Here is a 22,162-nt window from a genome sequence, read left to right as displayed (position 1 = left end):
GTGCGACCCGCATTGCTGTCCGGGGCGGCGGGTGCGGACCCGGCGCCGTCGTCGCGCGCCCTGCGCGGCGCGTCAGGCGCCGTCGCCGTTGAGCAGGCGGTAGGCGCGGATCACCTGGCTGTCGTCGGCGGCGCCGTCGCCGCGCCCGGAGGTCGAGACGAAGAGCTGATGGGCGAGCGCCGCGAGCGGCAGCGCCGCCCCGGCGCCGCGGCCGGCCTCCAGCACGATGCCGAGGTCCTTCACGAAGATGTCGACCGCGCTCGTGACCCGCGGTTCGTCCTCCAGCATCCGGGGGCCGCGGTCCCGCAGCATCCAGCTCGCGGCGGAGGAGCCCGTGAGGATCTCGAGGACCACGTCGCGGTCGACGCCGACGCGCCCGGCGAGGGCCAGCGCCTCGGCGGCGGCGGCGATATGCACGCCGCACAGGAGCTGATTGACGGCCTTGACGGTGGCGCCCTGTCCGGGCCGCTCGCCGACATGGAAGATCCGGTCGCCCAGGGCCTCCAGCACCGGCCTCAGCGCGGCCAGCGTCTCCGCGGGCGCCGCCGCCATGATCGTGAGCGTGCCGGCCTGCGCGCCGACGACGCCGCCCGAGACCGGCGCGTCGACGAAGCGGCGGCCGGTCGCCGCCACGCGCTCGGCGAGGTGCTCCACCGCTTTCGGCGGACAGGTGGCCATCAGGGCCACGATGCCGTCCGGTTCCATTGCGTCGAGGGCGCCCTGGGCGAACAGCACGTCGTCGGCCTGCGCGGCGTTCACCACCATGAGGAGGAGCGCGTCGGCGCCCTGGGCGACAGCGGCCGGCGTTTCGGCCGCAACCCCTCCGGACGCCGCGAAGGCTGCGCGGCTCTCGGGCCGTAGGTCGTAGCCGCGGACCGCGAAACCTGCCGCGACCAGATTGGTCGCCATCGGCAGGCCCATGGCGCCGAGACCGACGAGGGCGATACGGGTCAGAGCCATGCGCGGATGCTCCGCGCCATCGCGGCGGCCGAGATGCCGTAGCGGTCGTGGAGCGTCGGCAAGGCGCCGGCATCGAGGAATTCGTCCGGCAGGCCGATCTGGCGGAAGCCGCGGCCCGGCATCACGCCGTTGCGCATCAGGAGACCGGCCACCGCCTCGCCGAGGCCGCCGATCACGCTGTGGTTCTCGGCCACCACCACGAGCCGGCCGCCGCGCCCGGCCTCGTGCAGGACCGTCGCCGTGTCGAGGGGCTTGATCGTCGGCACGTGGAGTACCGCAACGTCGACCCGGTCGTCGCGCAGGGCCTCGGCGACCTCCAGGGCGCGCATGGTCATCAGGCCCGACGCAATCACCAGGACGTCGCGGCCGTCGCGGATCGTCTTGGCCTTCCCCAACTCGAACCGGTAGCCGTACTCGTCGAGCACCAGAGGCACGTTCCCGCGCAGGAGCCGCAGGTAGACCGGCCCCTTATGGGCCGCCATGGCGGGGACGACCTGCTCGGTTTCGTGGGCGTCGCAGGGGTCGATGATCGTGAGGTTCGGCATCCCGCGGAAGATCGCGAGATCCTCCGTCGCCTGGTGGCTCGGGCCGTAGCCGGTGGTCAGGCCGGGCAGGGCGCAGGCGATCTTGACGTCGAGATTCTCCTCCGCGATCGCGAGGCAAATGAAGTCGTAGGCGCGCCGCGCCGCGAAGACCGCGTAGGTGGTGGCGAAGGGCGTGAACCCCTCACGAGCCAAGCCCGCGGCGGCGCTCATGAGGAGCTGCTCGGCCATCCCCATCTGGTAGAACCGCTCGGGATGGGCCTGCGCGAAGATGTGCAGGTCCGTGTATTTCGACAGGTCCGCCGAGAGGCCGACGATGTCGGGCCGGGTCTTGGCGAGCTCGACCAGGGCGTGGCCGAAGGGCGCGGCCTTCGTGCGCTGTCCGGGGGCGGCGAGCGAGGCGATCATCGCCGAGGTCTTGGCGCCGCCGCCGGTGCGGGGGGCGGGCTTCTCGTATTTGGAGCGTCTCACCGCACCCTCCCTTCGTCCAGGATCGCCAGGGCCCGCTGCCACTCGTCCGGCTCGACCCGCAGGAAGTGGTTGCGCTCGCGCGCCTCGAGGAACGGCACGCCCTTCGCCATGCGGGTGTCGCAGATGATGATCCGGGGCTGCGGGCCCGGATGGTGGCGCGCGGCGTCGAAGGCCCGGACCAGCGCGTCGATGTCGTTGCCGTCGACCCGCTGCACGAACCAGTTGAAGGCCTCGAACTTCGGCGCCAGCGGCTCGAAATCGAGCACCCCGTGCGAGGCGCCGTCCGCCTGCATGCCGTTCACGTCGACGAGGCCGATCAGGTTGTCGAGCTTGAACGAGCCGGCCGACATCGCCGCCTCCCAGGTCGAGCCCTCGTCGAGTTCGCCGTCGGAGAACAGGTTGTAGATGAAGCTGTTCGAGTTCTTCCGCTTCAGCCCCAGCGCCATGCCGACCGCGATGCCGAGCCCGTGGCCCAGCGACCCGCCGGTGATCTCCATGCCGGGCGTGTAGGCGGCCATGCCGGACATCGGCAGGCGGCTGTCGTCGCCGCCGTAGCTCGTCAGCTCGTCCTCGGGGAGGATCTCCGCCTCGATCAGGGCGGCGTAGAGGGCGATGGCGTAGTGGCCGATCGACAGCAGGAAGCGGTCGCGGCCTTCCCATTCGGGATCCTCGGGCCGGTAGGTCAGCGCGTAGAAGTAGCTCACCGCCAGCACGTCGGCGATGCCGAGCGCCTGGGCGATGTAGCCCTGGCCCTGGACCTCGCCCATGCGCAGGGCGTGGCGGCGGATGCGGTAGGCGCGCTCGCTCAGCGGCACGTTGGAGCCGGCGCGCGGCCGCTCGGTCGGGACGTCGATCGCCATGGCGACCTCCTCAGTGGATCAGCATGCCGCCGTTCACGTCGATCACCGCGCCGGTGATGTACGTGGACAGGTCGGAGGCGAGGAACAGGCAGGCATTGGCGACGTCGTCCGCCACGCCGAGGCGCCCCAGCGGGATGCCCTTGGCGATCTCGACCTTGAGCTCGGGCGTGAGCTTGCCGCCGGTGATGTCGGTCTGGATCAGGCCGGGGGTTACCGAGTTCACCCGCACGCCGTCCGGACCCAGCTCCCGGGCCATGGCCTTGGCGAGGCCCAGCACACCGCCCTTGGCGGCGCTGTAATGCGGGCCGCCGAAGATGCCGCCGCCCCGCTGGGCCGAGACCGACGACATGCACACGATCGCGCCGGAGCCCTGGCCGCGCATCGCCGGGATCACGGCCTGGCTCATGTAGAGCGTACCGCGCAGGTTCACGTCGGTGACCGCGTCGTAGTTCTCCGGCCCGATCTCCATGATCTTCAGGGGCTGGGTGATGCCGGCATTGTTGACCAGCACGTCGATGCGCCCGAGGCGGCCGATAATCTCCTCCGCTGCCGTCGAGCAGGCCGCCCGGTCGGTGACGTTGCAGGCGAGGCCGATATGGCCCGGGCCGATGTCGCGGGCGGCAGCCTCGGCCTGGCCCGCATCGAGGTCGAGAACGGCGACGCGGGCGCCGTGGCTTGCGAAGAGCCGCGCGGTGGCTTTGCCGATGCCGCGGGCGGAGGCCGCCCCAGTGATGATGCACACCCGGTCGTTCAACAGCATGGATCCCTCCCGGCGACCCGCGACAGCGCGGGATCGGACCTGTTGTCGTGACGGAAGGGGCGTCCGGCCGGCGGCTGCGATTCCAGGGACCGAGCCCTTGGATCGAGCGGCCTGCGGCGTCGTCTCCTCTCGCCTGTTTTGTTGCGACGAGAGTGCCGACGCGCTGCCTCCGCGACAAACGCGGAATTTGCACACGCAGGTGAATCCCAGTCACCTGTCGCCGCGTCAGGCGAGGTCGGGACTCAGCGTGATCCCGAGTTCCTCGGCCAGCCACCGCGCGAAGACCCGCAGCGGGGCGCGCCGGCGCACATCGGCGGGGCAGACGAAATGGTGACCGACGTAGCTGATGTCCTGAGACCGTCCGGCCAGCGGCGCGACGAGGCGGCCGGCCGCGACCTCGCGCTCGGCGAGGCGGGTGGATTCCAGGGCGACACCGAGCCCGTCGGCGGCGGCAGCCAGGGCCAGGAAGCTCCGATCGAAGCGGATTCCCGCGTTCGGCTGCGCGGCGAGCTGATTCCGCTCGAACCAGTGCGTCCAGCGCACCTGCTTGTTGTCGCTTTGGATCAGGGTCTGAGCCAGGAGGTCGGCCGGCTCGCGGATCCGGGCGGCCCGCGCAGGATCGCAGAGCGGCGTCACCGTCTCCGGGCCCAGCGGCATGCGCACCAGACCTTCCCCGCGGGGCGGTCCGTAGACGATGTCGGCGTCGAATTCGTCGGTGATGAAGCGGGCGTAATCCATGCCGGCGGCGAGGCGGACCTCGAAGCCCGGATGGGCACTGAGGAATCGGGCGAGGCGCGGGGCGAGCCACTGCGCGGCGAAGCTCGGCGCGCAGTGCAGCCTGAGCAGCTGCGGCCCGCGATTCGCCACGAGGTCGAAGCCGCGGTTGAGCTCCGCGAAGGCGCGCCCGACATGATCGCACAACGCCTCACCGGCCGGCGTCGGCACGATGCCCTGCCCGACGCGCTCGAACAGAACGACGCCCAGGGCTTCTTCCATCTTGCGGAGGGCGTGACTGACCGCGCTCGGGGACAGGTTCAATTCGCCGGCTGCGGCTTTGAACGAGCGTCGCCGGGCAGCGGCCTCAAAGATCCGGACTGCGGAGAGGGGGACGGGTGGCCTCATCCCGAGCAGAATGGGCTTTGGTCCCCGATCCTGGCAATGGTGCCGATCTCGCGGGCAGGCTGCGGCCCGGCGCGCGACCCCGCAGCGGCGCGACGATCAAGTCGACCGTCAGCGATGGATACGCACCGGCGCGACCGCCATCCCATCGGATCGTGCCCGGCCGCCGTGACGATCGGTATCCTCGTGAGCGCCGCGCCACGCGATGGAGATGCCCGCGAAAATGGCCGCTGCACTGGCCGCGAGGGGCACGAGGATCAGCGCGGCCAGACCGCTGACCGGCGCGAGAATCGCCGCCGTCGCGAGTCCACCGGCGATCGCCGCCGCAATCAACACGATCATCGGAGCCTCGCCCGATCGACGTGGCCTGGATCATGTGCCGGGCCATGGCAGGATGATCCTGCCGTGAGGATTAAAAATTCGTTACCCGAAGAACTTCGCGATTCGCTGATCTTCCCGACGATCTTGCCCGTCGCGCGCCGATCGTTTCGTCTGAAGACGTCGTGCAGCATGGCCAGCGATGGGCGTCCGAGCCTCCCGGATGAACGGCCGCACGGAGATGTCCGATCGGTCAACGTCCGCACGCGATGCGCGCGTTTGCGGCCATCGACGACATCGCAGCCGAAAAGCCCGGATCAGGCGTCGATTTCGCTTGGAATAGATTTCGCCGATTGCAGAGGGCGCCCGGGCCGGCACAATCCGTTCAGAGGCGGGGGCGGCGAAGGGCTATGGCTGCGTCCTCAATGACCCTGCGCGATCCAGCCGAGCACTGTGGCGCAGCGCTCGGCCTGCCAGCGGGTCAGACCAGAGGCCACGACCGCGCCATTCCGATAGACCACGAAGGTCCCGTCATCGGTTGCACGGATCTTGATGGACGCCATCAGTGAGCTCCCGACGTCAGCATCTGAAGCTGGACCAGTCCGGCTGGGGTGATCTGCCAGACGGCGACCGTACCCTCCGAGTCTCCGCAATGGTCGACCCGTCGGAGATGACCGGTGCTTTCGAGCGCGAGGAGCCGGCTGTGGTCGCCGGGCCAGGACGCGTTCGCCTGTCTGCAGACCGCAATCCGGTGTCCCACAGTCTCGGCTGCTCGGATGAGAAGGCGGCGCTCGTGATTCACCAGCATCGGCGCTCCGGCTCGGATCGATCCGTATGAACTGCGTAGAGGCTGGCGCATATGGTCAAGCTTGGCAAGCCTGCGGGCGTATCGCGCTTTGGATCACGCCGATCGGTCAGTCGGCGTCGATGCTGTACGAGCGCCGGGTTCAGGGTGCCCTGCACGGGCCGACGGAGACCTTCGCCACCTGGAGCGGATGGCGATGGCAGGTGCAACCGGGACCGTGCGGGATCGCGTGATCGCGATGTGGATTGCGGCCGAAGCCGCGGACATGCCGGGTCCGGGCTCGATGGGCGGTTGGCCGTTGCGAGAGCGGACGGAGCGGATCCGCATCTCGTCCGTCCGGTCAATCCATCCGATCGCGCCCAAACGAGAACGGCCGGCCAGGAACCCTGGCCGGCCGTCGTTTCGAACCGCGTGCCGCTTAGCGCAGGAGCTGGAGGACGCCCTGCTGCGCGGAGTTGGCCAGGGACAGGGCGGAGATGCCCATCGACTGCCGGGTCGACAGCGCCTGGGAATTGGCCGCTTCCTGGTTCAGATCGGCGTTGGTCAGGTTGGCCGAGCCGGTCTGCAGCACGTTGATCAGCTGCTTGGAGAAGTCCTGGCGGTTCTGCACGACCGACAGGTTCGAGCCGAGCGCGCTCGCCGCGGAGCTCAGCGCGTTGCCGGCGCTCGTGAGGGTCGACAGGGTCTTGTTGACGTCCGAGTTCAACAGGAAGTTGCCGAGGCCGTTCTGGCTGGCCGTGCTGTTCGAGTTGGTGATCGACGACAGGCCCAGGCCGCTGGCCGTGGCATCCACCGAGGCGACGTTCAGAGTCGAGCTGCCGGTGTCGTTGAACTTGATGTTCATGTCATTGCCCTTGCCGGCAATGAGGTTGACGCCGTTGTAGCTGGCATCGCCGGCGAGCTGCGTGATCTGGTTGAGCAGGTTGTTGTACTGGCTCGCCAGAGAAGCGCGCTGCGACACGCCGGAGACCGAGAGGTCGCTGGAGACGACGGTGGTGGCGGCGGTGCCGTAGGTCGAGGCGGTGGTGCTCGACGCGGTGAAGCCGAGCGCCGTCTGGCTGCCGGAGTTCTGAAACTCCACGTCGGCCTGGGCGTTCAGGACGATCTTCGTGCCGGTGCTGTCGATCGAGAAGATCGCGCCTGCGCCGAACGAGCCGCTGGACGAGGTCGACGCCGAGCTGACCGCCGAGTTCAGGGCCGCGACGGTGGCGCTGATGCTCGACGAGGCGGCGACGTTGGCCGACACGGAGGTGCCGTTGATGGTCAGGAGCACCGTCTGAGAGGCGGTGCTGGCGCTGTAGGCGTTGGCGGCGGTTCCGGTGGTGGAGAGCTGGGTCGAGAGGGCCTGGTTGGCGATGGACTTGGCCTGATCGACCAGCTTCTGGATCGAGGTGATGCCCTGGTTGGCGGCCTGGATCGACTGGACGCCGTTGGAGATGCCGTCGAGCAGGGTGTTCAGGCTCGAGGACCGGGCGTCGAGGGACTGGGAGGTGAAGAAGTTGGTCGGGTTGTCGAGGGCGGAGTTGACCGTCTTGCCGGTGGCGAGGCGGTTCTGCGTGGTCGCCATCAGCTGGGCGGTATCCTGCAGGGAGAGCAGGTTCTGACGCGTGGCGGCCGACAGGGTGATGGAAGACATGGGTCGTATCTTTCTGATTTGATGCGCCCGTTTCTCGGGCACGCCAGTAATCGCGCTCCAGATGTTTCGTGGGGGTTAATCCGATTGTCGACACTCAAGTCGACCGAAGTGATCCTTAATGAATCGCCATCGAAATCCATTAAGTATTGATGGAAGACGGCGCCGTTCAAGATCCATTAACCATCCGCGGCCATAACCGACGGCGCTCGCCAATTCTGTGGTGCCTGCCCGGCCGGTCTCGATCCGGCGTGGCAGGCGAAGGGAAATGGGGCACACCCTAGTACGGAGCTCAACTGTGATCGCTCAAGCGTCCGGTGATGTTGGCGACCCGGCCCCCTCCGCGCCGACGAAATTTCCCCATGTGGCGATCGCGATCCCCTGCGGGACCATGGTCCACGCGGATTTCGCCGTCAGCCTCGGATCCATGATGCATTCCCTCGGCGAGATGCCGATGTCGATCGTGGTCGGGAAATCATCGATCGTCGCCGACGCGCGAAACCTGGGCCTGGAATACGCGCAGAAACACAATGCGGAATACGTCCTGTTCATCGACAGCGACATGACCTTCCCGAAGGACGCCCTGCTCAAACTGCTGGTGCGGCAGGTCGACATCATCGGCGCGACCTATTCCCGGCGCACGGCGCCCTTCCATTTCCTCGGCGAAATCCTGCCGGAGCAGCCGGCCGACGCCCCCAAGGGCCTGCTGGAGATGGCTCGAATCCCCACCGGCTTCCTGCTGATCAAATCGACCGTCTTCGAAAGCCTCAAGCGGCCGTATTTCCGGTTCCGCGTCGATGAGGAGGCCGGGGTGAACATCGGCGAGGACTTCGACTTCAGCGACCGAGTCCGTGCAGCCGGCTACCGGATCTGGTGCGATCCGTATCTGAGCAAGGAACTCGGACATATCGGCGAACAGTCCTTCAAGCTCTGAGTGACGGCCGGCAATTCGATCGGCCGCGACGCAACTGCGCGCCGCGCTTCCGCGAGCTGCGCTCCAAACGATGAGGCGTGGGAATGCGGATTGCGATCATCACGCCGTCCCGGATGAAACCTTCGACTCTGGCCGGCAAATCCGGCCAGTACTTCCTGGAACACGCGGTCGAGAGCGCGAACAGCCAGGAACTCGACAGGCCGGCGACGATCCATTTCTTCGTCGGGACCGACCCCGAGACCGAGATCCCGGCGCGGCTCGCCGCGCATCCGCAGATCACCTTCGTGCGCGGCGAGCGCAAGGGGCAGATCCCCGCCCTGAACGCGGCCATCCAGGCCGTCGATGAAAGCTGGGACTTCGTCGGCTTCCTGGAGGACGACGACCATTGGCTGCCGCCCTATCTCGGTTTCGCGCTCCGGACCCTGGACAGCTTCGATTTCGTCTCCTCGACCCAGGTCGAGACGGACGAGGCCGGCGAGGTCGTCCGGATCAACGACTTCCCGACGCCGTCGGGCTGGCTGATGCGTCGGTCCACCTTCGCGCAGGTCGGCGCGATCAACCCCGCCTCGAAATGGCATTACGACAACGAATGGCTCGGCCGCCTCGCCGAGACCGGCCTGCGCCGCGCCCACCTCGTCGAGGCGACGGCGCCCGGCACTCTCGAGAACGCCGTTCAGGTCCGCCCGTGGCTCGCCAACGTGCTTCGGTTCGGCGGCCCCAACACGCACCTCGTGCGCCACGGCTTCATCCTGCCGCTGGTGTGCCGCCTGGTGCATCCCGGCTCCGGAACCTCGGATGTCGGACAGGGCGGGACGTCGAAAGTCGAGAGCGACGCCGAGTATCAGCGGCTGATCGACCGCTTCGGCCGCATCCCCTGGTGACAGGGCGGCCCTGTCCGCCGTTCGAACTCCCGCAAGGCCTGGATCGGGGCCCGCCCGCTTCGGAAAGGGCGTGAATGCCCGACCGTGCGCGTCCTAGGCGGGTCGCGTCTGAGCGCGCCCGCGGACGGCCTGCTGGAATGCGGAGAACACCCTGCGCATCTGCGGCAGCTTGTAGGGAAACAGGTCCACGGGATCCATGTCGTGGACGACCATCCCGGTATCCGCCTCGAAGATCAGCAGCCGGCCATCCGAGCTCTCCGCGCAATCGAGGATCAGGTAATCGAGCCCGATCCTTCGGTGGATCTCGGCGAAGGCGGCGCGATGGCGCTGCGCGAACGCGGCGTCGAACGTGGCCATGGCGGTGGCCTCCGCCGTCCGCTTCTCGGCATCCTCGAGCATTCCGGCGTTGAGGTAATGAATCATCCAGTGGTCGCGGATGGCCAGGTGACACAGGAACGGGACACCGTCGATCAGAACGACCCGAAGCTTTCGGAATAGTCCATCGGGGCCACGATAGTCGCAGAACTGCGTGACGTAGAACCGCTCCGTGGTCGCGTGGTCGAGGTAGCGCGTCAGATCCTCGGCCCGATCGACCTTCTGGAGGTCGTTGCCGGCATGGGTATCCAGGGGGCGCACCAGCACCGGATAGTCCAGGCCCTCGGGAAGGCGGGACGCCGAGGCGCTCAGCGCCGCACGGTCCAGGAGAGCGACGGCAGGCGCCAGGATCCCCTCGGCGCCGCGGAGCGCATCCGCGATCCCGTGCCGGGACGTCTTCAGAACCGCGCGCGGGTGATTGACGATCGGTCGCGACCACCCTTCGGCGGCTGCCGCGACGGCTTCCAAAAGCGGCTCGGCGCCACTCGAATACGCGATGCCCGTGATCAGCACATCGTGCTCCGGCAGGTCGCGCGGCATGTCTTCGCCGGGGCAGAGGAAGAGATAGGTGAGGCTGTAATCGTCGTCGTTCAGCAGGAAATCGATCGGCGTGTTGGCCATGAGATCGCCGGCCGTGACGAGGATGAGCACGCGGACCCGCGCCTGATCCGGGTTCGAACGCAGCGAGAAGAGCCGTTGGCCCTGAAGGATGTCGGTCTGGAGCTGCAGCGCCTCGTCGGTGCGGTGCATCAGCAACAGGATCGTCGCCAGATCCATCGCCGCCCCGGCGTCGATGACGCCATCGGGCGATCGGGCGAGGATCTCCTGGGCCAGCGCGGCCATGTCCGACGCGTCGAAGGCGGCTCTGATGAGGCGTGCCGGGCCGATCATCGGGCTAGGATTGTCGATCCCCGCAGCACGCGCTTGCATCACAGCCTCCGAGAAGGGGAGCCGCCGCTGCGATGCGGCCGCCGGTATCCGGCCACAGGGATCGCACAGGGCGGCACGATCCCCGATCTGTGACCGGAGGGAGGTTTACGAAGCGCTAACCATAACGGGGCGCATGCGGGACGTCAGCCGAGGCGCTTCCCGTTCCGCGCCGGCGGTTGCCGCAGGTCTCGCGATGGTCAGCTGCGCCGCGCCGATGCGGCGGCGCGACGGAGCGCTTCCGCCAGCGGTCCGGTCGGCGCGGATTCCGCGGTGGCGTTCGGCCGGGTTCGCGGCGCGTCGATCTTCGATTCGCCCCCGCGTCGGGCGGGCTGAGCCGGATCGATCGGATCGTCGAGCCGCATCGACAACGCGATGCGCTTGCGCGGCACATCGACCCCGAGGACCAGCACCCGGACGACCTCGCCGATCCGGACGATCTCCGTCGGCGACGCGATCCGGCGCCGCGCCATCGCCGAGATGTGGACGAGCCCGTCCTGATGAACGCCGATATCGACGAAGGCACCGAACGCGGCCACGTTGGTCACGACGCCCTCCAGCTGCATGCCGGGCTTGAGATCCCCGATCGTCTCGACACCCTCCTGGAAGCGCGCCGTCTTGAAGGCCGGCCGCGGATCGCGCCCCGGCTTCTCGAGCTCGGCGATGATGTCGCGGACCGTCGGCAGGCCGAAACGCGCGTCGACGAACGGCTCCGGCTCCAGGCGGCCGAGGAGGGCGGCATTGCCGAGCAGGACGTGGATGTCGCTCTTCGTCGCCTGGAGGATGCGGCGGACCACCGGATAGGCTTCCGGGTGGACGCCCGACCCGTCGAGCGGGTCGTCGCCGCCCTGGATGCGGAGGAAGCCGGCGGCGAGCTCGAAGGTCTTCGGGCCGAGCCCCGGGACCTTCTTGAGCGCCGTGCGCGTCCGGAACGGGCCCTGGGCGTCGCGATGGGCGACGATCCGCGCCGCCATCGCGCCGCCGAGGCCGGAAACCTGCGCCAGCAGGGCCGGGGAGGCCGTGTTGACGTCCACCCCGACGGCGTTGACCGCATCCTCCACCACCGCGGAGAGCGAGCGCGACAGCTTCGCCTCGCTCACGTCGTGCTGGTACTGCCCGACGCCGATGGACTTCGGATCGATCTTGACCAGTTCGGCCAGGGGATCCTGAAGGCGCCGGGCGATCGACGCGGCGCCGCGATGGGACACGTCGAGATCGGGCAATTCCCGCGCGGCGATCTCCGAGGCCGAATAGACCGAGGCGCCGGCCTCGGAGACCATGACTTTCGCGAGCGGAAGATCGGGGTTCGACGCGATGATCTCCGCGGCGAGGCGTTCGGTTTCGCGGGAGGCCGTGCCGTTGCCGATGGCCAGAAGCTCTACGTTGTGGAGACGGCACAGGCGCCCCAATGCCGCCACCGCCTCGCGCCAGCGGCGCTGGGGCTCGTGCGGATAGGTGGTCTCCACCGCGACGACGCGGCCGGTGCGATCCGCCACCGCCACCTTCACGCCGTTCCGATAGCCGGGATCGAGCCCCATCGTGGTGCGGCCGCCCGCCGGAGCGGCCAGGAGCAGGTCCTTCAGGTTTCCCGCGAAGACCGTCACGGCCTCATCCTCGGCCCGCTCGAACAGGCGGTTGCGCAGATCCTGCTTGATGCCCACCCGGATCTTCGTCCGCCAAGCCGCGCGGACGGTTTCGACGAGCCAGGAATCGCCGGGGCGGCCCCGCAGGGCGATGTCGAAGCGGCGGCAGATCGCGGTTTCGAACGGTCCGGGAATCCCGGGCGCGGAATCCTCACCCTCCGCGGTGAAGCCGACCTCGAGAATCTCCTCCCGTTCGCCGCGGAAGATCGCCAGGATGCGGTGTGAGGGCATCCGCTCCAGCCGCTCGCTCCAGGCGAAGTAATCCGAGAATTTCGCGCCCTCGTTCGCCTTGCCCTTCCGGACCTGGGAGACGAGCTGGCCGCCCCGCCAGTAATCCGTGCGCAGGCGCCCGACGAGGTCGGCGTCCTCGGCGAAGCGCTCGATCAGGATCGCACGGGCACCGTCCAGCGCGGCGTCGACATCGGTGATGCCATGGGCGTCCGACAGGTAGCGCGCCGCCACCGTCTCGGGCGCGTTATCGGGCCGGCGCAGGAGAAGCTCGGCCAAAGGTTCGAGGCCGGCCTCCCGGGCGGCGTGGGCCTTCGAGCGCCGCTTGGGTCGGAACGGCAGATACAGGTCTTCCAGGCGCGCCTTCGTATCGGCGGCCTCGAGGGCTGCGGCGAGAGGCGGAGACATCTTGCCCTGCGCGGTGATGCTCGCGACGATCGTGGCGCGCCGCTCGTTGAGATCGCGCAGATACGAGAGCCGTTCTTCGAGCCGGCGCAACTGCGTGTCGTCGAGGCCGCCCGTATTCTCTTTCCGATAGCGCGCGATAAACGGCACGGTCGCACCGCCATCGAGGAGCGCGACGGCGGCGGCAACCTGCGCCTCCCCGACACCGAGTTCATCGGCGATCAGCGCGTTGACGGCTTTCATGGAAACTCCGGCGGGGTGCGCAGCAGGGATGCGCCGTCTGCCTGAAACGCCAAGCCGTCGGAAACAAGGCGTCCGTCAGGCCCGTTCGCATGCCGCCGCTTCTGCAGCCGGATCCCGCACGCGCTTCGGCATGGTTTCCAGCCGGCGACGCACCGAACCCGGTGGAAGACTTCCCTGAACCGGACGGGCGGCTCGAAAGCCGTGACGATCATCCCGTGTCGTCATCGGGATGTCACCGGCTGATGCGAGCCTTTCCCTTCGCATGTCCCGGAAAGGCAGGCGCCCGTGCAATTCGAGATCCGTGAGAACAGCCGGTCGCTTTGGTCGTGGGTTCTCGTCAACGAGACCGACGAGCCGGTGCTCGAATCGCGGCGTAGCTTCCCGTCCCGCGCGCAGGCGACGGCGGCGGCGCTCGCCTTTTCCCAGCTGGTTGCGCGGGCCGGGCGGAGTTTGACCGGCGGTCCGCGACCGGTGGGCTTCCTGTAGGGAAGCGATTCCCGGCTTCGGGCCGGACGGCGATTCCTCTCAGGTCGGCCGCGCCCGGTGGCGGAGGAGGCTGGCCACGCTCAAGCAGGCGATCACGCAGCCCACCCCCATCGCGCCGAGGCAGCTGATGGTGCGGACCGGCTCGCCGCGGGCCAGAACGATGGCAAGCGCGAGCGGCAGGAGCAGGAACACGAACAGCAGGGTCATGACCGGATCCGAGTGACGATGGCCGAGTCTAGGATCCGAATGGTTAACCCCTTCTCTCGACACCCGGCCGCGCCCTTGAACCGGTGCCGCGACGGCTGCGCACAGCGCGAAGACGTGATCGCCGAACGCCCCGCCCGAGATCCCGGCGCGAACCGCGATCAGGCTTGGCTGGTCTCGAGGCGCACGAGACGGTCCACGAGGGCCCGGTCGTGAAGCAGGGCCATCCGCTCCTTCTGGGAGAGCCACAGCTGCGCCTCCGCCACCGTCTCGGCCTCGCAGATCTTGGCGGTTGCCAGCGTCTGGTCAGCGTCGATCGCGCCCCGGGGCCGCCGCTGTCCCTTCGGAAGCATCCGGGTGTGGGCGTGGGCAAGGGCGGGATCGGCGTGGATCGCCACGAGGGAATCGGTGTCGTCGTAGCCGCGAGCCGCATTGCGGGTCGCAAGCGCCGCTGCCCGCAGCGCGATCTCCGGCGGCGATGCCTCTTCGGGCGTGGCGAGTAGCATCCGGCGCTTGAGCGCCAGGCCCAGGGTCAATTGTCCGCTCGCCCAGGAAATCGGGATCGCGAGCACCAGACCCAGGATCGTCGGGCTCATCCAGAGGAACAGCGACGTCGCGATCGCGAAGGCCGCGATTCCCGCCACGAGCCCCAAAACCGTGTGCCAGCGGTGACGGCGGACGATGTCCCGCAGCGGGATCGAGCCGTCGTCGCGGCGCTGCGGATTCCAGCCCGTGTCCCGTCCCAGCAGAATACCGATCACCGAGCCGGACTGGATGACCATCGCCACCGGCGCCACCAGCGCGGAGAGCAGGATCTCGACCAGGCTCGACAGGATGAGCCGCCCGGCGCCCCCGCAGGCGCGCCGCACCGGACCATCCAAGAGGGCCAGGATCAGGCCCAGGACCTTGGGCGCAAGCAGAACCGCCATGGTCAGGCCGAACAGCTGGAGCGCGCGGACCGGATCGAATCGCGGGAAAACCGGCGAGAAGCCCGCCCCCCCGAAATAGTCCGGCCGTTCCGTGGCGGTCTGCAGCACAAGCAGGATGCCGACCACCAGCTGCATCAGCCAGAGTGGCGAGGCGAGATAGCCGGCGATGCCGGTGGCGAAGTGCTGGCGGGTCGCGGGATGCAGCCCCGCGGCGCCGATCACTCGCGCATGCTGGAGGTTGCCCTGCGCCCAGCGCCGATCGCGCACCGCGACGTCGATCAGCGACGGCGGGCTCTCCTCGTACGAGCCCGGCAGGCGGTGGAGCATGTACACCGCCCAGCCCGATCGGCGGATTAGGGCCGCCTCCACGAAGTCGTGCGACAGGATATGGCCGCCGAAGGGGGGCTTCCCGGGCAGATCCGGCAGGCCGCAGGATTCCGCGAAGGCGCGGGTGCGGATGATCGCGTTATGCCCCCAGTAGTTGCCATCCCGCCCCGACCACGCGGAAAGCCCGGCTGCGATTACGGGGCCGTAGATCCGGGCCGCGAATTGCTGAAGCCGGGCGAACAGGGTGTTGCGGTTGATGATCAGCGGCAGGGTCTGGATGATACCGGCATCCGGATCCGCCTCCATGGCGGAGGCCAGCGCCACGATCGCCGATCCGCTCATCAGGCTGTCGGCATCCAGCACGAGCATGTGCTCGTAGTGGCCACCCCACCGCGTGACGAAATCGCCGATATTGCCGGCCTTGCGATGGTGATTCTTCGCCCGATGGCGGTAGTAGAGCCGGGCATCGGGACCCAGGCGGCCGCGCAATTCGAGGAAGGCGCGCTCCTCGGCGATCCAGGCATCGGGCTGGGTCGAATCCGACAGGACGTACCAGTCGAAATGGTCTCCCAGTCCGGTGGCCTCGACCGCCTCGCGCATGGCCTCGACACCCGCGAAGGTGCGGGCTGTCGCCTCGTTGTAGACGGGCATCAGGACCGCGGTCCGCGTGGTCAGGGCCGTCGGAGCCGAAATCGGACGCGGCCGCCGCAGCAGCATCCCGAAGCCGAGTACGGCGCTGGTGAAGGCGAGCGCGATCCACGAGAACGTCAGGCAGAACAGGACGACCAGCACGAGCTGGAGCGCAGTCGGATTGCCCGAGACCGACACGGTCTCGACCATCTGCCAGCCGCCGAAGGCGGTGAGCGCCAGCGCGCCGCCGAAGACCAGAATCCGCGCCGGCCAGGGATCACGGCCGGGCCGTGCGGGCCGATGGCCCAGGCCCATGTCCCAATGCGACAGATCTTGGACGGGCATGGCCAGCGGCGCTTCGCGCGGCATGCCGCCACCGTCATCGGGGCTCGCCTCGGCCACGCGCGCGGCGTCGATCGCGGGCGGCACGGTCATCGTCTCGTCCAATTGCACGGTGCAGGCCGGTCCTTGATGTTGAGGCGGATCGGGGATCACGGTGTCCAGCGGAACAACCACGACTCGCTGACCCGGGCTTGGCCGCGCCGGAGGGCGAGGCGCAGCTCGCTCGCGCGGGCGCTGCCGGGATCGAGTTCGAACAGGATCCGCAACGTCTTGCGCTCGGGATACCGAAACCGGTCCTGCCGTGTGATCGTCCCGGCCGACGCGCTGAGATCGACGTCGATATCGCCGGGCTGAAACAGCGTGTCGCCCTCGAAGTCGACGGCGAAGAGGCGGCGGCTGCCGGTGCTGCCATGGCCGCAGCGGCTGTCGCGCACCCGTGCGATCTCCGGAGGCAGTGGATCCGGCCAGCCCTTGGACCAATGCTGACGGCACTGGAAGCGCATCTCCAGGCCCTTCGCCAGCTTCGCCTTGGGTCGCCAATAGGCGAAGACATTCTCGTTCAGCTCGGAATCGCTTGGGATCTCAAGCAGGGTGACGGCACCCTCGTTCCAGTCATCCAGCGGCTCCAGCCACAGGGATGGGCGCTGTTCCCAATGACGCCGGTCATCCTCGAAGTCATCGTACGCGCGGGCGCGCTGCATGAGGCCGAACCCCTTCGGACCCCGATCCACGAAGGCCGAGACCTGGAGGGCCTCCGGATTGTGAACGGGCCGCCAGATCGGCTCGCCGTAGCCGTTGTGGATCGCCAAGCCCTCCACCGAGAAGGCCGCGGCGCGCAGATCGTCGACGCGGTTCCGGTCGAGGGGTCCGAACAGGTAGCTCCCCTGCATGCCGCCGAGCCCGATATGGTCGAGGTCGGCCCGGGCGAAGACCGTTCCCTCGATCGCCGCCGTGGAGACGTCACGGCCGGGCGTGAGCGTGATCTTGAACGCCGCCGTCGCCGACTCGGAATCGGCGAGGGCATGAACGACGACCGGCTGACCGGGCGCGGGCGTCTCAACGAACAGGGCCCGGAAGAGCGGGAACTCCTCCCCGCGGGAATCGGCCGGCCGCAGGGCCAGCGCGCGGGCGTTGATGCCGAAATCCTGGCCCTCCGCGACGAGCCGGAAAAACGACGCGCCCTGGAACAGCGCGAAGCTCGATACGTCCTCCGCACCCTCGAACCTGGCCCGGAGGCGGAAGCCCGAGAAGGCGGCGTCGGGTTCGAGATCCGGCAGATCGAGCCCGGGGGCGACGAACGCCGTCTTGTCGTACGCGACGGGCTGAACCAGCCCGTTCTCGACGACGAACAGAGACACCGGCGTCTCGAAGATCGATCCGCGCAGGAGCGGCTCCAGAACGTAGCCCACGTTTCGGTCGGCCCAGAGCGCGCGGCCCTCCGCCGGGTGGATCGCTTCGTACGCCTCCCGGGACAGAGCCTTCAGGACCGCCGGGACGTCGCCGGTCTTCGGCCCCGCATAGGGTGCTGCCGCACGGGCGCGGGCCAAGTCGGTCAGGGTGTTCGCCTCGAAGGCCTCGCCCTTGCCGGGCAGCGTGGGCGCTTTGTCCGGCTCGGCCGAACGGGCCACTGCCGGAAGCAGTCCCGCGGCGGCACCCAGCGTGCCGACCAGCAGGGCGCGGCGTGTCGGTGCGGCGGAAGGCACGGCGTCGATCGTCATGCAGGCAGTCGTCTCACGTCTCGGGAGCCTCCCTGTATACGGACAGGCCGGCTGAACCCAGGGTTAAGCAACCGCCTGAACCGCAAGTGGCTCCGTTGACTTAACCCGAGCCGGCTCTCTAAGTCGGCCGTCTGCATCGAAATGGGGGAGGCAGCATGGGATCGTTGCGAGTCACTGGCCACGGCGTGGATCTCGGAGAGAGCCTGCGCGGCCGCGTCGAGGAGCGGATGTCCGCGATCCAGGCCAAATATCTCGACTCGCACATGCACGATTCCTGCAACGGCCATGTCACGCTCCGGCGTGACGGCACCGCCTTCCGGACGGATTGCGTGCTGCACCTCGTGTCCGGCCTCACGATCGAGGCGAACGGCTTCGCCCACGATGCCCGGGCGAGTTTCGAGCAGACCGCCGAGCGCCTGGAGACGCGGCTGCGCCGCTACAAGCACAAGCTCAAGCAGCACGCCACCGGACCGGGGGACGACGCGGCGATCGAGGCCGCCTATGCGGTGTTCGCTGCCCCGCCGGAGGAGGACGACGAGGACGCCGTCGAGGGTGACGCCCATCCGCCGATCGTCGCCGAAAGCACCAAGACCCTCCAGCGCCGCACCATCGGCGAGGCCGTGACGGCCCTGGACATGACGGGATCCCCGGTGGTCGTGTTCGTCCACGCTGGCACCGGACGCGTCAACGTCGTATATCGGCGCAGCGACGGAGCGATCGGCTGGGTGGACCCACCGAGCGCCGCCGAGTGACGCGATAGGTCGGGAGAAGCGGAGCCGGAACCGGCTGGTTTCCCCACCTATTGATCCAGCAGGGGCGCGGCCGGAACGGTCGACGACGCCCCTGCGACGAGGCCCGCTTCCTCGCGAACGGGTGACGGGGCAACGGTCGTTCGATGCCAGTTCTGGAATTTCTCGACCCCGAGTCGGTCGTGCCGGCCCTGCGCGCCCGCGCCAAGAAGCAGGTGCTGCAGGATCTCGCCGCGCAGGCGGCGCGGCGCCTGCCGGCGCTCGGCGAGCGGCCCGTCTTCGACACCCTTCTCCAGCGCGAGCGGCTCGGATCGACCGGCATCGGTGATGGGGTGGCGATTCCCCACGGCAAGCTGCCCGGACTCGATCGGCTCTTCGGGCTGTTCGCCCGATTCGACCGCCCGGTGGACTTCGACGCCCTCGACGGCCAGCCGGTGGATATCGCCTTCCTGCTCCTCGCGCCCGAAGGGGCGGGGGCCGATCACCTGAAGGCGCTCGCGCAGGTTGCCCGCATTCTCCGCGAGCCGGGCATGCTCACGCATATCCGCGCCGCTCGGGATGCCGGTGCCCTCTACGCCCTTCTGACGCGCTCGACGGCACCGCAGGCGGCCTGATGATGCCGATCTTTCGGAACACCGCCGCTCTGGCCTTCGCGGCCATCGCCTCGACCGCCGCCGCGGCGCAGGGGGAGACGACCTGCGCCCGCGATGTCCTCGTGGCGCAATCGATGCAGCGTCAAGCCCTCGACCAGCTCGAGCAGGCCGACGGTGACGACGCCAAGAACTGCCGCATCTGGCGCCGTCACGTGGAGACGATGCGCCGCGTGGCGAGCGTGTACGGGCGCTGCCTTTCGGGCACCGAGCGCAGCGAGCGCCTCGCCCAGGTTCAGGGATCGGACCGGGAATTCTCGGCGGCCATCAAGGCACGCTGCAAGGGTCCGTAGACCGCTGCCGAGCGCCCGTGATCCGGCGGACGGTCACGCGCGGTGATCCACGATGGCCTGGGGCCGAACTGTCGGCTCCGACGGGACGGCGCACCCGGGGGCGAGGTCAGTCCACGCCGCGCATCATCAGCGGCTCGGCCACCATCTTCACCGGCTTGCCCCGCCCGATAAGGATCGCGGCGCGCGAGCGCTCGGGGTCCGCCTCGAAGCGCGTACGGACCCAGCTGACCAGGAATTTCATATATTCGGAGGCCAGAAGGCGCGCGGCAGGCGGGTCGTGCCACCAGCGATCGGCGTCGAATGCCTCCGTCACGACGGGATGCGGCAGGACGCGGTCGCTGTCCTGCAGAGCATGATCGAGTTCGATCAGCGTCCGCGGCATGTGATAATTCGAGGTGACGACCGCGACAGTGCTGAAGCGGTGCGCCCGCATCCAGCGCCGGGTTTCGATCGCGTTCCCGATCGTGTTGCGCGCCCGGTAGTCGAGATCGACACAGCAGGCGATCAGCGCGCGCTGGGTCGGGTTCAGGCGGGCGATCTCGTCGCGGCTGGTCCGTTCGTTGACGCCGGTGATGAGAAGCCGCCGGCCGTAGCCTCCGGCCAGCAGGTCGATCGCATCGCCGATCCGCTGCGCGCCGCCGGTCAGCGCCACGATTCCGTCGGCCCGATCAGACGGCGCACGCTCGTGTCGCGCCAGCGCGCCGACGAAGATCAAGAATCCGGCAAACAGCGCCAGCGCGCCCAAACCCGTGCCGAGGCTGCAGGTCCACAGCGCGATCCGCCGCCGGCGGCGCGGGCGCACGACGGCGCGGGGCGGGTGATCCCACACGTGCCAAGCCCAGCCGACGGGGTCGGTCATGAGCGGATCCGATGCGCGCAGCATACGCGTGGTCATCCTCCGGAAGATCGGAGCCGATTGCGGCAACCCGGAGGCCGGCGCCGTCAGCCGTATCAACACCGCGATGATAAAGTTTCCAGATGGTAAACGTGCTATCGAGACTCCCTATTTCCACCTGAACGCGACGTCGCACGCCCTCACGCCAAGAACCGCCGGACGGTCACGCGCGAGACGATGCCGGTGACCAGAGACGCGATCACACCGATCAGGAGCACGCTGGCATAGCCGCGCACGCCGATATGGAATGCGCCGAACAGAGCCTCGACCTCCTGGCCGGCCGGTCCAGACCGGGCGGCCCTGGCCAGGAGGCCGGCGATGACGAAGGCGACGAGAGCCAGTCCGGCCCCGATCGCGCCACCCCGCAGGCCCAGGCCGAAGAAGCGCCGCTGAAATGCCCGGGCGATGTAGTCGTCGTCGGCACCGACGAAGTGGAGAACCTCCACGACCTCGCGGTTGCTCGCCATGGCGCCGCGGGTCGCGAAGGTCACGGCGAGCCCGGTGGCGATCAGAACGAGCAGCACGAGTCCGATCCCGATCCCCACGAAGGCGTTGGCGGCGGTCGAGAGCCTCTGCAGCCAGAGGGCGTGGTCATCCAGGCTGGCAACACCCGGCAGAGCCTCGACGAGCCGAGTTCGCAGGCGCTTCAGATCCGCAACCTGGCCGCTCGCGAGCTTGAGGGCGATGAGCCGCGGGACCGGGAGGTCCGAGAGGTCGAGCCCGGTCCCGAGCCACGGCTCGAGGAGGCGCTCGGCCTCGGCCTTGCTGAAGACCCGCGTCTCCGCGATCCCCGGTTCGGCCTTGGCGATGCCGTCGGCGCGGGACACGTCGGCATCGACGTCGCGGCCGGGACCCGGCCGGACCTGGATGGTGACCTCTCGGGCCACATCGCCCTGCCATTGGGCGGCATTCGTCGCGACCATCTCGGCGGCCCCAGCGCAGAGCCCCGCCAGGAAGGTCAGGATCGCGATGACGGCCGCCAACGAGCGGCCGGCCGCGGTGTCGGTGGGGACCAGCGGCGCGTTGCGACGCAGGTTGGCCGGCATCGACGGGTCGGGCGGCACGGCCGATCCGCCGGGCTTCGTCCGCGGGATCGCCTGCGTGCTCATTCCTCGATCCGCAGCCGGCCTTCGCCCAGGACCATCCGGCGGGCGTCGACGGCGTCCATGATGCCGAAATCGTGGGTGGCGATGATGACCGAGGTCCCGAGCTTGTTCAGTTCGAGGAAGAGTCGAAGCAGCCGTCGCCCGAGGCCCGGATCGACGTTGCCGGTGGGCTCGTCGGCGAGCAGCAGGTCGGGCCGCGCGATCAGCGCCCGAGCGATCGCGGCGCGCTGCTTCTCGCCGCCCGAGAGCAGCGGGGGAAGGGCGTGCATGCGCTCGCCGAGGCCGACCCAGCGCAGCAGCTCCACCACCTCGGCCCGATAACTGGCCTCGGCCCTGCCCTGGACGCGCAGGGGCAGGGCCACGTTCTCGTAGGTGGTGAGGTGGTCGAGGAGCCGGAAATCCTGGAACACCACGCCCATGCGCCGCCGGAGTCCGGTCAACGCCTTGGCTGAGATCCCGCTGACCTCCTCGCCGAAGATCGAGACGAGGCCGCGGGTCGGACGCACCGACAGCAGGATGAGGCGCAGCAGCGTCGTCTTCCCGGCTCCGGAGGGACCGGTGAGAAACTGGAAGGAGCGCGGCGCGATGCGGAAGCTCACGTCGGACAGCACTTCCGGCCCGAGCCCGTAGCGCATGCCGACATTCTCGAACTGCACCACCGGCCGCTCAGCGCCGGGCAGCAGGCTTTTCATGCTCGCCTGTAGGTTCAAGGCCGTGCCGTGTCTCGTC

22 protein-coding genes are annotated in these 22,162 nt (G+C 68.9%); 6 read left to right on the top strand and 16 right to left on the bottom strand.

Annotation, left to right across the window (positions count from 1 at the left end):
- Positions 1-72: 72 nt before the first annotated feature.
- The 8 genes from BM396_RS11475 to BM396_RS11440 all read right to left on the bottom strand — a co-directional run bounded on the left by BM396_RS11475 (position 73) and on the right by BM396_RS11440 (position 7,471).
- The gene (locus tag BM396_RS11475) at positions 73-960 is read right to left on the bottom strand and encodes an NAD(P)-dependent oxidoreductase (protein WP_043353065.1); all 888 of its coding nucleotides are present in this window, start codon (positions 958-960) and stop codon (positions 73-75) included.
- Positions 951-1,973, bottom strand: coding sequence for a transketolase family protein (locus tag BM396_RS11470; RefSeq protein WP_043387589.1), 1,023 nt, complete (start codon positions 1,971-1,973; stop codon positions 951-953). The genes BM396_RS11475 and BM396_RS11470 overlap by 10 nt, the downstream gene beginning before the upstream one ends.
- On the bottom strand, positions 1,970-2,833 hold the full coding sequence (locus tag BM396_RS11465; protein ID WP_051976264.1) for a transketolase: 864 nt from the start codon (positions 2,831-2,833) through the stop codon (positions 1,970-1,972). Before BM396_RS11465 ends, BM396_RS11470 begins: the two co-directional genes overlap by 4 nt.
- A 10-nt stretch (positions 2,834-2,843) precedes the next feature.
- Entirely contained in the window at positions 2,844-3,593 is a 750-nt protein-coding gene (locus BM396_RS11460) for an SDR family NAD(P)-dependent oxidoreductase (protein WP_043387592.1), read from the bottom strand.
- A 225-nt stretch (positions 3,594-3,818) separates the two neighbouring features.
- Positions 3,819-4,715 (bottom strand): LysR substrate-binding domain-containing protein, encoded by an 897-nt coding sequence (locus BM396_RS11455; RefSeq protein ID WP_043387594.1) that lies wholly within the window; start codon positions 4,713-4,715, stop codon positions 3,819-3,821.
- Between the two features lie 108 nt (positions 4,716-4,823).
- Complete coding sequence (locus BM396_RS11450) at positions 4,824-5,054, bottom strand: hypothetical protein (protein WP_043387596.1); 231 nt, start codon at positions 5,052-5,054, stop codon at positions 4,824-4,826.
- A gap of 398 nt (positions 5,055-5,452) precedes the next feature.
- Positions 5,453-5,593 (bottom strand): hypothetical protein, encoded by a 141-nt coding sequence (locus BM396_RS32750; protein WP_164706378.1) that lies wholly within the window; start codon positions 5,591-5,593, stop codon positions 5,453-5,455.
- 660 nt (positions 5,594-6,253) lie between these two features.
- Positions 6,254-7,471 carry a flagellin N-terminal helical domain-containing protein gene (locus BM396_RS11440; protein ID WP_043353054.1) on the bottom strand — a complete coding sequence of 406 codons (1,218 nt, stop codon included), beginning with the start codon at positions 7,469-7,471 and terminating at the stop codon, positions 6,254-6,256.
- Between the two features lie 220 nt (positions 7,472-7,691).
- Here BM396_RS11440 and BM396_RS11435 point away from each other — a divergent pair, with 220 nt between their 5' ends.
- Positions 7,692-8,402, top strand: a complete 711-nt coding sequence (locus BM396_RS11435; RefSeq protein WP_236952954.1) for a glycosyltransferase family 2 protein — start codon at positions 7,692-7,694, stop codon at positions 8,400-8,402.
- An 83-nt stretch (positions 8,403-8,485) separates the two neighbouring features.
- Positions 8,486-9,283, top strand: a complete 798-nt coding sequence (locus BM396_RS11430) for a glycosyltransferase family A protein (RefSeq protein WP_043380164.1) — start codon at positions 8,486-8,488, stop codon at positions 9,281-9,283.
- A 93-nt stretch (positions 9,284-9,376) separates the two neighbouring features.
- Here the strand turns inward: BM396_RS11430 and BM396_RS11425 are convergent, their stop codons facing one another.
- The gene (locus BM396_RS11425) at positions 9,377-10,588 is read right to left on the bottom strand and encodes an ATP-grasp domain-containing protein (protein ID WP_043380160.1); all 1,212 of its coding nucleotides are present in this window, start codon (positions 10,586-10,588) and stop codon (positions 9,377-9,379) included.
- Positions 10,589-10,785: 197 nt separating this feature from the next.
- Positions 10,786-13,104, bottom strand: a complete 2,319-nt coding sequence (locus BM396_RS11420; protein WP_043380158.1) for a Tex family protein — start codon at positions 13,102-13,104, stop codon at positions 10,786-10,788.
- Positions 13,105-13,389: 285 nt separating this feature from the next.
- On the opposite strand from BM396_RS11420, the gene BM396_RS11415 reads away from it, so the two are divergent.
- Entirely contained in the window at positions 13,390-13,590 is a 201-nt protein-coding gene (locus BM396_RS11415) for a hypothetical protein (protein ID WP_043380155.1), read from the top strand.
- A 39-nt stretch (positions 13,591-13,629) separates the two neighbouring features.
- On the opposite strand, the gene BM396_RS32745 is transcribed toward BM396_RS11415, so the two are convergent.
- The 3 genes from BM396_RS32745 to BM396_RS11405 all read right to left on the bottom strand — a co-directional run bounded on the left by BM396_RS32745 (position 13,630) and on the right by BM396_RS11405 (position 17,740).
- Positions 13,630-13,797: a hypothetical protein gene (locus BM396_RS32745; protein WP_164706379.1), complete on the bottom strand. Its 168-nt coding sequence runs from the start codon at positions 13,795-13,797 to the stop codon at positions 13,630-13,632.
- A 158-nt stretch (positions 13,798-13,955) separates the two neighbouring features.
- Positions 13,956-16,115 carry a glucans biosynthesis glucosyltransferase MdoH gene (gene mdoH, locus BM396_RS11410; protein WP_081948581.1) on the bottom strand — a complete coding sequence of 720 codons (2,160 nt, stop codon included), beginning with the start codon at positions 16,113-16,115 and terminating at the stop codon, positions 13,956-13,958.
- A 56-nt stretch (positions 16,116-16,171) separates the two neighbouring features.
- On the bottom strand, positions 16,172-17,740 hold the full coding sequence (locus BM396_RS11405; RefSeq protein ID WP_043380153.1) for a glucan biosynthesis protein D: 1,569 nt from the start codon (positions 17,738-17,740) through the stop codon (positions 16,172-16,174).
- A 155-nt stretch (positions 17,741-17,895) separates the two neighbouring features.
- Between BM396_RS11405 and BM396_RS11400 the strand changes: the two genes are divergently transcribed.
- The 3 genes from BM396_RS11400 (at position 17,896) to BM396_RS11390 (ending at position 19,432) form a co-directional block, all read left to right on the top strand.
- Positions 17,896-18,492, top strand: a complete 597-nt coding sequence (locus tag BM396_RS11400; RefSeq protein WP_043380150.1) for a ribosome hibernation promotion factor — start codon at positions 17,896-17,898, stop codon at positions 18,490-18,492.
- Between the two features lie 143 nt (positions 18,493-18,635).
- Complete coding sequence (gene ptsN / locus BM396_RS11395) at positions 18,636-19,103, top strand: PTS IIA-like nitrogen regulatory protein PtsN (protein ID WP_043351295.1); 468 nt, start codon at positions 18,636-18,638, stop codon at positions 19,101-19,103.
- Positions 19,103-19,432, top strand: a complete 330-nt coding sequence (locus BM396_RS11390; protein ID WP_170867476.1) for a hypothetical protein — start codon at positions 19,103-19,105, stop codon at positions 19,430-19,432. Before ptsN ends, BM396_RS11390 begins: the two co-directional genes overlap by 1 nt.
- A gap of 106 nt (positions 19,433-19,538) precedes the next feature.
- Here the strand turns inward: BM396_RS11390 and BM396_RS11385 are convergent, their stop codons facing one another.
- The 3 genes from BM396_RS11385 to ftsE form a co-directional block, all read right to left on the bottom strand.
- Positions 19,539-20,315: a YdcF family protein gene (locus BM396_RS11385; RefSeq protein ID WP_043380146.1), complete on the bottom strand. Its 777-nt coding sequence runs from the start codon at positions 20,313-20,315 to the stop codon at positions 19,539-19,541.
- 152 nt (positions 20,316-20,467) lie between these two features.
- On the bottom strand, positions 20,468-21,436 hold the full coding sequence (locus BM396_RS11380) for a cell division protein FtsX (RefSeq protein WP_043351301.1): 969 nt from the start codon (positions 21,434-21,436) through the stop codon (positions 20,468-20,470).
- The gene (gene ftsE, locus BM396_RS11375; RefSeq protein WP_043380143.1) at positions 21,433-22,125 is read right to left on the bottom strand and encodes a cell division ATP-binding protein FtsE; all 693 of its coding nucleotides are present in this window, start codon (positions 22,123-22,125) and stop codon (positions 21,433-21,435) included. The genes BM396_RS11380 and ftsE overlap by 4 nt, the downstream gene beginning before the upstream one ends.
- Positions 22,126-22,162 lie beyond the last annotated feature (37 nt).

The sequence above is a fragment of the Methylobacterium sp. UNCCL125 genome, from assembly GCF_900116795.1.
GTDB lineage: Bacteria > Pseudomonadota > Alphaproteobacteria > Rhizobiales > Beijerinckiaceae > Methylobacterium > Methylobacterium fujisawaense.
Note: the sequence above shows the minus strand (reverse complement) of the source record. Positions and strands in the feature narration are given on the sequence as shown.

Bases quoted from the DNA above. Each gene is read 5' to 3' on its own strand.
- BM396_RS32750 (WP_164706378.1), bottom strand. From the start codon at position 5,593: ATGGCGTCCATCAAGATCCGTGCAACCGATGACGGGACCTTCGTGGTC.
- mdoH (WP_081948581.1), bottom strand. From the start codon at position 16,115: ATGACCGTGCCGCCCGCGATCGACGCCGCGCGCGTGGCCGAGGCGAGC.
- BM396_RS11390 (WP_170867476.1), top strand. From the start codon at position 19,103: ATGATGCCGATCTTTCGGAACACCGCCGCTCTGGCCTTCGCGGCCATC.
- BM396_RS11380 (WP_043351301.1), bottom strand. From the start codon at position 21,436: ATGAGCACGCAGGCGATCCCGCGGACGAAGCCCGGCGGATCGGCCGTG.
- BM396_RS11440 (WP_043353054.1), bottom strand. From the start codon at position 7,471: ATGTCTTCCATCACCCTGTCGGCCGCCACGCGTCAGAACCTGCTCTCC.
- BM396_RS11385 (WP_043380146.1), bottom strand. From the start codon at position 20,315: ATGCTGCGCGCATCGGATCCGCTCATGACCGACCCCGTCGGCTGGGCT.
- ptsN (WP_043351295.1), top strand. From the start codon at position 18,636: ATGCCAGTTCTGGAATTTCTCGACCCCGAGTCGGTCGTGCCGGCCCTG.
- BM396_RS11450 (WP_043387596.1), bottom strand. From the start codon at position 5,054: ATGATCGTGTTGATTGCGGCGGCGATCGCCGGTGGACTCGCGACGGCG.
- BM396_RS11400 (WP_043380150.1), top strand. From the start codon at position 17,896: ATGGGATCGTTGCGAGTCACTGGCCACGGCGTGGATCTCGGAGAGAGC.
- BM396_RS11460 (WP_043387592.1), bottom strand. From the start codon at position 3,593: ATGCTGTTGAACGACCGGGTGTGCATCATCACTGGGGCGGCCTCCGCC.
- ftsE (WP_043380143.1), bottom strand. From the start codon at position 22,125: ATGAAAAGCCTGCTGCCCGGCGCTGAGCGGCCGGTGGTGCAGTTCGAG.
- BM396_RS32745 (WP_164706379.1), bottom strand. From the start codon at position 13,797: ATGACCCTGCTGTTCGTGTTCCTGCTCCTGCCGCTCGCGCTTGCCATC.
- BM396_RS11425 (WP_043380160.1), bottom strand. From the start codon at position 10,588: ATGCAAGCGCGTGCTGCGGGGATCGACAATCCTAGCCCGATGATCGGC.
- BM396_RS11475 (WP_043353065.1), bottom strand. From the start codon at position 960: ATGGCTCTGACCCGTATCGCCCTCGTCGGTCTCGGCGCCATGGGCCTG.
- BM396_RS11405 (WP_043380153.1), bottom strand. From the start codon at position 17,740: ATGACGATCGACGCCGTGCCTTCCGCCGCACCGACACGCCGCGCCCTG.
- BM396_RS11430 (WP_043380164.1), top strand. From the start codon at position 8,486: ATGCGGATTGCGATCATCACGCCGTCCCGGATGAAACCTTCGACTCTG.
- BM396_RS11465 (WP_051976264.1), bottom strand. From the start codon at position 2,833: ATGGCGATCGACGTCCCGACCGAGCGGCCGCGCGCCGGCTCCAACGTG.
- BM396_RS11455 (WP_043387594.1), bottom strand. From the start codon at position 4,715: ATGAGGCCACCCGTCCCCCTCTCCGCAGTCCGGATCTTTGAGGCCGCT.
- BM396_RS11420 (WP_043380158.1), bottom strand. From the start codon at position 13,104: ATGAAAGCCGTCAACGCGCTGATCGCCGATGAACTCGGTGTCGGGGAG.